This window comes from Atribacterota bacterium (assembly GCA_028703475.1).
In the GTDB taxonomy this organism is placed as follows: domain Bacteria; phylum Atribacterota; class Phoenicimicrobiia; order Phoenicimicrobiales; family Stramentimicrobiaceae; genus JAQVMU01.
The window spans coordinates 1-10,700 of sequence record JAQVMU010000004.1 but is presented as its reverse complement, the minus strand read 5'-3'; the positions used below and the strand labels follow the sequence as shown (position 1 = coordinate 10,700).

The 10,700-nt window shown below is 33.7% G+C and carries 18 protein-coding genes and 1 tRNA gene; 18 read left to right on the top strand and 1 reads right to left on the bottom strand.

Annotated features, from left to right (window positions below; all coding sequences use genetic code 11):
• Positions 1–3: 3 nt before the first annotated feature.
• From PHQ99_01200 to PHQ99_01125, 16 genes are all read left to right on the top strand, one after another.
• Positions 4–90, top strand: a tRNA-Leu gene (locus PHQ99_01200).
• 41 nt (positions 91–131) lie between these two features.
• A complete protein-coding gene (locus PHQ99_01195; protein MDD4288200.1) occupies positions 132–482 on the top strand; it encodes a hydrogenase maturation nickel metallochaperone HypA in 351 nt (116 codons plus the stop codon).
• A gap of 242 nt (positions 483–724) precedes the next feature.
• Positions 725–1,234: a Na+/H+ antiporter subunit E gene (locus tag PHQ99_01190; GenBank protein ID MDD4288199.1), complete on the top strand. Its 510-nt coding sequence runs from the start codon at positions 725–727 to the stop codon at positions 1,232–1,234.
• Complete coding sequence (locus PHQ99_01185) at positions 1,231–1,506, top strand: cation:proton antiporter (GenBank protein MDD4288198.1); 276 nt, start codon at positions 1,231–1,233, stop codon at positions 1,504–1,506. Before PHQ99_01190 ends, PHQ99_01185 begins: the two co-directional genes overlap by 4 nt.
• A complete protein-coding gene (gene mnhG, locus PHQ99_01180; protein MDD4288197.1) occupies positions 1,503–1,865 on the top strand; it encodes a monovalent cation/H(+) antiporter subunit G in 363 nt (120 codons plus the stop codon). The genes PHQ99_01185 and mnhG overlap by 4 nt, the downstream gene beginning before the upstream one ends.
• The gene (locus tag PHQ99_01175; protein ID MDD4288196.1) at positions 1,862–2,104 is read left to right on the top strand and encodes a DUF4040 domain-containing protein; all 243 of its coding nucleotides are present in this window, start codon (positions 1,862–1,864) and stop codon (positions 2,102–2,104) included. The genes mnhG and PHQ99_01175 overlap by 4 nt, the downstream gene beginning before the upstream one ends.
• An 11-nt stretch (positions 2,105–2,115) precedes the next feature.
• Positions 2,116–2,382 (top strand): hypothetical protein, encoded by a 267-nt coding sequence (locus PHQ99_01170; GenBank protein ID MDD4288195.1) that lies wholly within the window; start codon positions 2,116–2,118, stop codon positions 2,380–2,382.
• The gene (locus PHQ99_01165) at positions 2,379–2,858 is read left to right on the top strand and encodes an MnhB domain-containing protein (GenBank protein MDD4288194.1); all 480 of its coding nucleotides are present in this window, start codon (positions 2,379–2,381) and stop codon (positions 2,856–2,858) included. Before PHQ99_01170 ends, PHQ99_01165 begins: the two co-directional genes overlap by 4 nt.
• A 1-nt stretch (position 2,859) precedes the next feature.
• A complete protein-coding gene (locus PHQ99_01160; GenBank protein ID MDD4288193.1) occupies positions 2,860–3,207 on the top strand; it encodes a sodium:proton antiporter in 348 nt (115 codons plus the stop codon).
• A complete protein-coding gene (locus PHQ99_01155) occupies positions 3,204–4,772 on the top strand; it encodes a proton-conducting transporter membrane subunit (GenBank protein ID MDD4288192.1) in 1,569 nt (522 codons plus the stop codon). The genes PHQ99_01160 and PHQ99_01155 overlap by 4 nt, the downstream gene beginning before the upstream one ends.
• 1 nt (position 4,773) lies before the next feature.
• Positions 4,774–5,115: a hydrogenase gene (locus PHQ99_01150; GenBank protein ID MDD4288191.1), complete on the top strand. Its 342-nt coding sequence runs from the start codon at positions 4,774–4,776 to the stop codon at positions 5,113–5,115.
• 1 nt (position 5,116) lies between these two features.
• Positions 5,117–5,590 (top strand): NADH-quinone oxidoreductase subunit B family protein, encoded by a 474-nt coding sequence (locus tag PHQ99_01145; GenBank protein ID MDD4288190.1) that lies wholly within the window; start codon positions 5,117–5,119, stop codon positions 5,588–5,590.
• Positions 5,591–5,619: 29 nt separating this feature from the next.
• Positions 5,620–6,129: an NADH-quinone oxidoreductase subunit C gene (locus PHQ99_01140; protein MDD4288189.1), complete on the top strand. Its 510-nt coding sequence runs from the start codon at positions 5,620–5,622 to the stop codon at positions 6,127–6,129.
• Between the two features lie 18 nt (positions 6,130–6,147).
• Positions 6,148–7,371, top strand: a complete 1,224-nt coding sequence (locus PHQ99_01135) for a nickel-dependent hydrogenase large subunit (protein ID MDD4288188.1) — start codon at positions 6,148–6,150, stop codon at positions 7,369–7,371.
• Entirely contained in the window at positions 7,368–8,375 is a 1,008-nt protein-coding gene (locus PHQ99_01130; protein ID MDD4288187.1) for an NADH-quinone oxidoreductase subunit H, read from the top strand. Before PHQ99_01135 ends, PHQ99_01130 begins: the two co-directional genes overlap by 4 nt.
• Positions 8,376–8,390: 15 nt before the next feature.
• Complete coding sequence (locus PHQ99_01125) at positions 8,391–8,798, top strand: 4Fe-4S binding protein (protein MDD4288186.1); 408 nt, start codon at positions 8,391–8,393, stop codon at positions 8,796–8,798.
• Positions 8,799–8,895: 97 nt separating this feature from the next.
• On the opposite strand, the gene hycI is transcribed toward PHQ99_01125, so the two are convergent.
• Entirely contained in the window at positions 8,896–9,351 is a 456-nt protein-coding gene (gene hycI, locus PHQ99_01120; protein ID MDD4288185.1) for a hydrogenase maturation peptidase HycI, read from the bottom strand.
• Between the two features lie 290 nt (positions 9,352–9,641).
• Here hycI and PHQ99_01115 point away from each other — a divergent pair, with 290 nt between their 5' ends.
• Entirely contained in the window at positions 9,642–10,313 is a 672-nt protein-coding gene (locus tag PHQ99_01115; protein MDD4288184.1) for an SPOR domain-containing protein, read from the top strand.
• A gap of 178 nt (positions 10,314–10,491) precedes the next feature.
• The coding region (locus PHQ99_01110) for a winged-helix domain-containing protein (protein ID MDD4288183.1) at positions 10,492–10,700 on the top strand (209 nt) is incomplete at its 3' end.

Here is a 10,700-nt window from a genome sequence, read left to right as displayed (position 1 = left end):
TTTGCCGGGATGGCGGAATAGGTAGACGCGCCAGCTTGAGGGGCTGGTGGGCATATGCTTGTGGGGGTTCAAATCCCCCTCCCGGCACCATTTTATTTCAAAAATTAAAACCATTAAGAATCAAGGCGACAATGCACGAAAGATCTGTTGCAAAGAATTTATTAAGGATTGTATTAGACAAGTCTAACATCACTGATAAACGTGAAAAAGTAAAGTTAATACGTATAATTATTGGTGAATTTACTATGATTCATAAAGAGCTGCTTATTTCCGCATTTTACCAGCTATCAAAATCAACACCTGCAGAAAAAGCAAAAATAGAAATTACTAATTCCCCTCTAAAAGGAAAATGCCAGGACTGTCACAAAGAATTTTATTTGGATAAGGAAGAATTTAAATGTCCTTTCTGTGAAAGCCAGTCAATAAATATAATCAGTGGTGATGAATTGTTTATACAGGATATCGAATTAGAGATTAAATAAATTTTCAAAATCAATTGCGTGAATTAGTTTCAATATGGTATACTTTTGAAGTATTTTGTGATATTAAATGTTGTCATACAAAGATTGCTTTTCAAAAAAATTTGCAGTGGTTAATAAAGATATTATCATTGTCAAATTGACAATCGGACAAATTATTTATAAAAAATAATAATATTAATATTACAAGTATAGATATAAAAATATAAAATTAAAGATAACGAGTATCAAAGTGAGGTGAAGTGATGATTGGTTATATTGCTAATTTTTTGTTAAGTTTTATTGCTTATATGTTTTTAGCAGCCAACCAGGGAGATATTTTGGGTTTGTGGAATCAAAATGAAATAATATTTGCTGTTATTATTTCCTTGATCATTGCAATTGTATCAACTAATGTTTTATTTCAGAAAAAGCAATATCATTTACTCAATCCGATAAAATGGATTCTTTTTTTGGCTTACGTAATCGGTCCTTTTTTCTATGCGATGGCAAAGGCAAATATTGATGTTGCAATACGGGTTATTACAGGTAAAATCAATCCAGGTATAGTAAAAATATCTCCGGGACTGAAGAGTGACGCTGCTATTACTTTTTTGGCAAACTCTATTACTTTAACACCAGGTACATTAAGTGTTGATATTGATGAAACTAACAATGATTTATATATTCATTGGATAAATGTGACAAATCTGAAACCCAGTATAGAAGATATTTGTGGTACTTTCCCTGATTGGGCCAGGAGGATTGCAGAATGAATCAAATTTTAAACATATTTCTTATTTCAGCTATAGCATTAGTTATTTTTATGCTTATATCTTTATTTCGGCTTATTTTAGGGCCGACAATTCCAGATCGTGTTGTTGCATTGGACACAATTAATACCCTGATAATAGCAGGAATGATACTTTTTGGTGCTGCATTTGAAGAAGTAATTTATATTGATGTTGCGATTGTATATGCCTTACTATCTTACATTGCTACATTGTATATTGCTAATTATATGGAGAGGAGGGCGAAAGATAAATGACAATTTTATTGATTATTTTGTTGATACTAATATTGATCGGTATATTTTTTAACGGGTTAGGCTCTATTGGTCTAATGAGGTTTCCTGATGTTTATACCAGGTTACATGCTGCCACAAAATGTACAACATTTGGGTCAATATTTACTTCTCTGGCAGTAATTATTTTTGGTTTCTATCTTTGGAAAGTAAGTGGAAATTCAAAGTATGGCGTTTTGGCTTTACATACCATAGTAGCATTAGCTTGCCTTATCATTACAAACCCTACTGGAGCGCATGCAATTTCAAGGGCTGCTCATCGTAGTGGTGTTATGCCAAAACAGGCGGTAATTGATGAATTAAAGGAGGCAAAATTAAAATGAGTCCATTAGTAGGTTTTGCTCATATTGCTGTGTTGGTAATAATGATTATTGCCTCAGTACTTGCTGTTATCCATAAAAGTCTGTTAACTTCAGTTATAGCATTAGCAGCAGCTAGTTTATTGTTGTCATTGGAGTTTTACTTGTTACATGCACCGGATGTAGCTATCGCGGAAGCCGGTATTGGAGCAGCTTTAACAATGGCAATTTATATTTTTGCAATTCGGGCAACCAGGAAATAAGGAGAAAAATCATGAAAAAAACAATTTTTGGAATCGCCTTAATATTTTTTATTGCTTTTATGATTTTGGCTGCTGCTGGCATGAGACCTTTTGGAGAGCCAGCTTTTAGTGAGATGGATGATTATTATATTGATAATGCCCAGTCTGAAACAGGTGCAAATAATGTGGTAACTACTATAGTTTTTGATTATCGAGGTTTTGACACATTAGGTGAGGCTACAGTTTTGTTTACAGCTGTTCTGGGAGTAACTGCATTATTCAGGGAGGTGTCGAAATGAACGAAATGTCGCGAATTGTAAGAACGATAACTACCTTAATATACGGTTTTATAATGATATATGGTTTTTATATTATTGTACACGGTCATTTGACCCCTGGCGGGGGATTTCAAGGAGGAGCTATCGTTGCTTCTGCTTTCGCCCTGTTGGTGGTTACTTATGGCAATCAGGGTAGTAAGAAATTTTTGTCAGAAGATATTTTTTCTTTAATAGAAACCACAGGCTTAGTCCTCTTTATTGCTTTTGCCTTTTTTGGCCTTGGAATAACATTTTTTTATAATTTTATGGCAAATAGTGGAGGATTGTTTGGTAATTCAGCTGTTGCTGGAATAAATGCCGGTGATTTAAATACAGGCGGTACAGTTACAATTATGAATATGGCAGTAGGCTTGGAGGTTTTAGCAGCCTTTGGGGTTATAATACTTACCATGTCTGCAGGCTCAGAAATTATAAGTAAGAAGAAGGAGAATTCATGATATGATTGGTAATTTTCCTTATTTGGCAGTGGCATTATTAATTGGTTTAGGTATTTATACCCTGATTTATAAAAGAAATCTGATTAAAATTGCAATCGGAATTACTTTAATTGAAAATGGAGTGAACTTATTTTTAATTACCCTGGGATATCGAAAAGGTGCAATAGCACCGATTTTTACACAGGCTCCGGAAGGTTTAAAAATGGTTTTACCCACTCCTCAGGCATTAACCCTTACCAGTATTGTTATTGGTGTAGCAACAACTGCTCTTATTCTTTCTGTTGCTATGATTATATTTAAAAAATATGGAACTTTGGATACAGATGAAGTGAGGAGGTTAAAAGAATGAGCAGTATTATGACACATGCGCCGGCTTTAGTTATAGCCTTTCCTCTGTTAGCGGCTTTTTTAGTACCAGTAGTGAGTCGTTTAAACAAAAAAATACTTGGAATATTTGTTGCAGTTGTATTAGGTTTTACCCTACTTATTACTCTTTTAATGGCTGTTAGAATTCTTCCTGGTAATCCGTTAATTTATGTTTTTGGCGGAAGTGAAGCAGGATTAACATTACCTTCCGGCTATACTGTTCCCATTAGAATTATTTTTCATATTGATAGTATGGGGATATTTATGGGCTTGATAACTGCAATTGTTTCCTTCCTGGGGGCAATTTACTCTATAGCTTTTATGGATAAGCATAGTGGACTGGAAAAATATTATGCCCTGTTACTATTACTGGCAACTGGAATGTTTGGAATGGAATTCACCGGAGATATATTTAACTTCTTTGTATTCCTGGAGATTGCATCCATTGCTTCAGTAGCCTTGATTGCATTTAGAAGCAATCTTTCCGGAGAGCCTGCAGAGGCTGGATTTAAATATATGGTTGTCAGCTCGATTTCTGCATTAATGGTGTTATTTGCTGTAGGCTTGTTTTATGGACAATATGATGTTTTGAATATGGCAACTATTGCCAGTGTGATGAAATTTACACAGCTTGATAAGATTGCCCTTATATTACTGGTAACAGTTTTAGCTATGAAAGCTGGTTCGGTACCCATGCATATGTGGACACCTGATGCTTATTCAGAAGCCCCGGCATCAATTACAATGATATTAGTTGCAGCCAGTCAGGCTAGTTTGTACGCACTTTTCAGAATTATTTTTTCACTTTACAATATTACTTTAAATACTATCACTATTGGCTGGATTATTATTATCCTGGGGCTTTTATCAATGTTTATCGGGGTTACCATGGCAATCATTCAAAAAGATATTAAAAGACTAATGGCTTACCATGCTGTTTCACAAACTGGTTATATGCTGTTAGGTGTTGGAGTTGGGATTGCTGTTTTAGCAAATCCTATTGCTCTGGAAACATTTGGTATTAAAGCTATGGAGGGTGGCATTTTTCACATCATGAATCATGCAATGTATAAAGGATTGCTTTTTTTAACAGCAGGTGCGTTATTTTATAGAACAGGCACCAGGAATTTAAATAAAATGGGCGGATTGGGTAATAATATGATTTATACTGCAATATTCTTCATTATAGGAGCTGCCGCAATTGCAGGGATTCCACCATTTAATGGTTTTGCCTCAAAATTGATTATTTACGAATCAGTTTTCCAATTCAACCCTTTACTATCAATTATAGCTATGCTGGTAAGTATTTTAACTCTTGCATCTTTTGTAAAAGTATTTCACAGTGCTTTTCTGGGGCCTAAAATGGAACAATACAAAGATGTTAAAGAAGTACCAAAAAGCATGCTTTTTGCGATGGGAGCATTAGCTTGTATTATTGTTTTATTTGGATTATTTCCTGATTTAGTTGTCAAATATATAGTACACCCAGCGGTAATGGCTTTGATTAACCAATCAAGTTACACTGCAGTTATTTTGGGAGGAATGTAATATGAATATTGGATTATTGGAGACTGGAAGTGGAAATTGGAATGCTATAATATGGCTGATAATGTTCATAATTATAGGAATATCCGCAATTTGGATTAGAAGCCACGGAGAGGATCAATATAAAAAGAATACTGACCAAACCAAACCTTTTCTTTCTGGAAATAGAGAAATAAGCAAGGAAGACTCCCATGTGGGTGCAAGTCATATTTATTGGGGATTTACAGAGGCATTAAAAAGATATTATAAACCCATGGTTGCATTACATACAGGCAATATAAATGACTATAGTGGTTGGATTATATTAGTTATGGCAATTATCTTTATTATAGTAGGAGTAAGTTAACATGAAATTAAATAAGAATTTTGATCGTTCTCTATGGGTATTCCATTTAAATACAGGTTCTTGTAATGGATGTGATATTGAAATTGTAGCTCTATTAACTCCTAGATATGATGTAGAAAGATTTGGAATTAAACTCGTAGGAAGTCCAAAGCATGCAGATGTTTTACTTGTTACTGGCCCGGTAAATAGAAAAATGTTACCCAGATTAAAATTGATTTACGATCAAACACCTGATCCCAAGGCAGTTATTGTGGTAGGTACTTGTGGAAGCAGCGGGGGCGTTTTTTATGATTCTTACAATATTGTAGGGCCGGTAGATAAACATATACCAGTTGATGTATACGTCCCTGGTTGTCCAATTAGACCGGAAGCTATCATAAATGGGGTTTTAAAGGCTTGGCTCAAACTGGAAAGAATAAGAAATGAATCAAATAAAGCAAAAGTTATCGAAACAGCCAAAGAAGCCAGTTCTTAATATTAAAAAATAAGGTTTAGGTGATAATTATGCAATATATGAAACCAGAAGAATTAATAGATTTCTTAAAAAAAGAATTAAAAGAATCTTTATTGGATATAAGACTTGACATCAAAAAAGAAGGCATCAAGCAAAAAGAAAATCACAATATTTGGCTTGAAATAAAAAGAGAAAAATTAATAGATGCCATAGAATTAATATCTACCCTGCATTATCCCCATATTTCTATTATTGCAGGAGAGGATAATGGAGAAAACGTTATTTTAACGTATCTTATGTCTATATATTATGGAGAAGAGGGCAAAGAAGTTTGTCTTAATATAAAGGTAAAATTAGATATTAAAGAACCATCTATTAGCACGATAACTGATATCATTCCTGGTGCACAAACTACTGAGAGGGAAATTAAGGAAATGTTTGGTGTTAATTTTGTTGGATTGCCGGATATGCATAATATATTTTTACCGGAAGATTTTCCGAAAAATATTTATCCGTTTAGAAAAAACCAAAAAGGATTGGATGATCTCATTCAAAAATGAAAGTTGAGGTGATTTAAATTGGCCAAGTCGAGTTATAAAGTACCTATTGGTCCGATTCATCCTTCATTGGAAGAACCGATGACCTTTAATTTTGAAATAGCAGGAGAAAAGATTACATCCGTAGATTTAGCCCCTGGAGACAACCATCGCGGCATAGAATTTATGGGAAGAAATAGGAATATAATCCAGATTATTTATTTAGCAGAAAGGATTTGTGGTATTTGCTCTGTATCACATCCTTATGCTTTTTGTAGAGCTGTTGAAAGTGCTGCAAATATTGAAGTTCCTCCCAGGGCAGAATATATAAGGGCAATTATTGCAGAATTAGAAAGAATACATTCACATATACTTTGGGCTGGTGTTGCTGCCCATGAGTTAGGGTTTGACTCAGTACTTTTCTTATCATGGAAAGTCCGGGAAAATGTAATGGATTTGTTAGAACTATTAACCGGTAATCGTGTAAATTATGGTGTTTTTACGATAGGTGGAGTTAGAAGGGACATTACAGATGAGCATATGCCCAGAATCAAACAAACATTGGAATATTACAAGGAAACTTATCAGAAATTAGAGGATGTATTTTTGCAAGATCCCAGCATTGCCTTGAGAACAAAAGGTATTGGCCCATTATCTTATGAGGAAGCGCTTAATTTGTCAGCAGTAGGGCCAACAACCAGAGCCTCGGGTGTCAAAAAAGATGTCAGGCAGGATCATCCGTATTCTGCATATGCAGATATGGATATCAAGGCCATTACTCCAGAAGCATTTTCTGGAGAAGTTAATGGTGATGTTTTTGATAGGATTATAGTAAGATTATTAGAAGTAAAACAATCAGTTGAAATAATTGAGTATTGTGTAAATAATATGCCTGATGGGGATATTTTATCTGAAAAGAAATTAGCAAAATTATTAGGAACACTTAAAAAAGCAACCGGTGAAGGAGTTGGCCGACACGAAGCTCCTAGAGGAGAAGTTATTCACTATGTAAAATTAGGTGAAGGGGAAAGCCCTGAGGTGTGGAAAGCAAGAGCTCCAACGTACAATAACCTAATGCCATGGGTGCCTATGTTAAAAAATCAGGAAGTTGCTGATATTCCAATTGTTATTGCCTCTATAGATCCTTGTATAGGTTGCATGGACAGAGTTACCCTGGTAGATTCAAATACTTATAAACAAGAAATATTGACCAGGGATCAATTGAGAAAGTTAAGCGTTGAAAAAACCAGGAGGTTATTACAATGATGGAGAGTGGTGTTTTGATTTTTTTATTAAAGATTGTTGGGGCAATAGTAATTGCTTTTTTAGGAATAACTATTGGTCTCTTTTATAAAGGTTTAGATAGAAAAATAGCAGCTAAGATGCAATCAAGAATTGGACCACCAATCAGGCAACCATTTTATGACTTTTTTAAACTGATGATTAAAGAAACTGTGGTTCCAGAGAATGCAGTACCATGGGTTTTTAACGGAGCACCGTTACTGGCTCTTGTTTCAACAATCACTATTTTATTTTATATTCCTATTGCTTCTTTCCCGGCATTGTTGGGGGGATCCGGAGATCTAATATTAATTGCATATTTATTAGCAATACCTGCTGTTGCCCTGGTTGTAGGCGGGTTTAGCTCTGGTTCAACTTATGCCAGTATTGGTGCACAAAGAGAAATGGTTTTAATGATGAGTTATGAATTACCGTTAGTTACAATTATTATTGCACTTGGATGGCGATTAAATCTTGCGTATCCTGGTTTAAACATATTTTCACTGGATATTCTTACCGCTAATCCAATATGGGGAGTAGTGGGACCATTGGGATTCCTGGGTGCCATATTACTTCTTTTTACTTTAGCAATTGTTACGCCAGCAGAATTGTCTATTGTTCCTTTTGACACTCCAGAAGCTGAAACTGAATTAGCGGGTGGTGCCCTGGTTGAATATTCTGGAAGAAATTTAGCCTTATTTGAACTCGCAAATGCAGTTAAGCTGGTAGTTATGGCTGCTTTAACTGTTGTCTTGTTCTTTCCATATAATATAGCTCATTTGTTTTCTTTTAGTGGTGTATTTGCAAGGATAATAGATATATTATTCTTTGTATTAAAAATGTTTATAGTTATATTTTTTGAAGCTACTTATATTCGAGTAGCATTAGCCCGTTTTAAGATAGACCAAGCTTCCGTTACCTATTTGATCTATCTATCAGTAGTTGGACTGATGGGTTTATTATTGATTGTAGTGGATTATTTAATATAAGTTGAGGTGAAGAGTATGCCTACTCCAATGGTATTTGAATTAATTAAACAACTATTTAACAAAGCAGCAACAAATTGTTTTCCTATTAAATATTATCCGGGAGACACAACCGTTACTGAATTAATTAATAAAGTAGGAAAAGGTGAAGCAAATATAAATCCACCAGTGGAAATACCAGAAAAATTCAGGGGAAAAATAACTTATGAAAGGGATAAATGTATTGGTTGTCGTTTATGTGTTAGAGTTTGTCCATCCCGTGCAATTGAATTTATCCCTGATGAAAAGAAGATCAAAATAAGAATTGACAGATGTATTTTTTGTTCACAGTGTAATGATATATGCCCGGTTAATTGTTTACATATGTCAGAAGATTTTTTACTGGCAAATGAGGATCGGCTAAGTCCCGAAATGATTGTTAAATAAATTTGATTGCAGTTTTGTTTTTAAAAAATATGTGAAGTGAATTGTATAATAATATAAAAATAACAATAAAAATACCGCGCAAAAAAGCGTGGTATTTTTATTGTATGACGGGAATGCTGCTAATTTTATTATCCTTTAAAATACTTATTATCTTATAACATCCTTCTGAAACCTGATCAGTTAAATTTTCACTTGTTTGTATGTTTTTTGGTTGAATACCGATTAGTATTATTTTTTTACAATAAGGAGTAAGATATTCTATTAATAAGTGTAATGGCATTGAATGAGTGGAAAGCTGATATTCTTTTATTTTATCAAGAGCAATAACAGAAAAATCACCTGGAGCAAGATTTATATCTGCAGCATCAATTATTACAAGTAGATCAGGTTTTTCCCTTTTAATAACTGCTGTGCAGTTTTCAGGTGCAGTTTTTCCATCTAAAACAATCCAGTTTTTATGTGAAAAATTGTTGGCAATAAAGGAACCGGCACCATCATCACCCCTTAAACTATTTCCAACACCTAATAATATGTTTTTAGAATTCTCTGTCATAATAAGTCCTTATTAGTTTTTACAATAAATGTTAATAATATATAATATAAATTTGCAGTAAATCACAAAGAATTGTAATATTAGTAAAGAGTAATCTAATGCAAAAATAATATTTATAATATTATATAATAGATTTTAGTGATAAGTGTGAATATTTTTATAGAATATTTAAATATTTTTAAAAATCTTGAATAAACTGTATATTAATTTAGAAAACATATTATAATATTAATTTAGATATACTAATTTTAATTTTTCCTCTGATTAATATTAGAAGGGGGTATTAATATTTGAGACGTTCAAGGCGTATTTATAAAAGAAAATCCAGGAGTAACCTGGAAACGTTAATTATTTTAGTAGGGGCAATTGTAATTTTATCTGTTGCATTTTATATGGCCAGGGAAAAGAGTTTTTTACCTCCTGAGGATATGAAAGCCGAACAGAACCAAAGTTTTGAAGAAGATATTGCTGAAAGAAGTGATGCTGATCAAAAAACGATAGAGGAATTATTGGCTCAGAGAGGGGAGACTCAGGGTATTTCTGCAGAAGAATTGGCTTTAGGTGAAACTGATGCTGAAGATGAAAGTCCGGTTCATCAACAAGATATTAATGTTGGAACAGAAATACAAAATCAAACACCACAACAATCAGCCCAGCAGGATAGTATTGTTCAAAGTCCTCAACCCGTTATAGAAAGAGAAGAAAGTCACCAGGACCAGAGAAGAGTTACTGAACCGGCATCTGGTCAGGCTTATACTGTACAGGTTGGATTTTTTTCTGTTGAGAATAATGCCCGCAGTTTAGCAAAAGAAATAGAAGGACATGGATATGATACCTTTGTTGTTCCCCAAAATGGTAATTACAAGGTACAAGTAGGTTCTTACCAAACCCAGGAACAGGCAGAAAGAGCATCTCAACAACTTAAAAATCTTGGGTATGAAATTTGGGTTACCAGAAAATAAAATTAATTAACTATAAAAGAAAAGTAATTAATAGTTTTTAGCAGTTTAATTAATATCAGATTATGTACAAAAATATTTATATTTTATGATGCAAACAAACAATTATAAAAACAATAAGAAAAATATTCCCAAAGCCACAATAGGTCGGTTATCCATTTACCATAGATGCTTGGATTTATTGATTGAAACAGACTCTGGAAGAGAAAAGGATACAATATCCTCCGCTGAAATTTCTAAATTAACAGGTGGTATTAGCCCAGACCAGATACGCAGAGACTTAGCATATTTTGGAGAATTTGGAAAGAGAGGAGTAGGCTATCCTATTAATGAGCTTAGTGCAATACTGAAGTCCATATTAGGTTCAAGTAAAAAATGGGATATAATAAT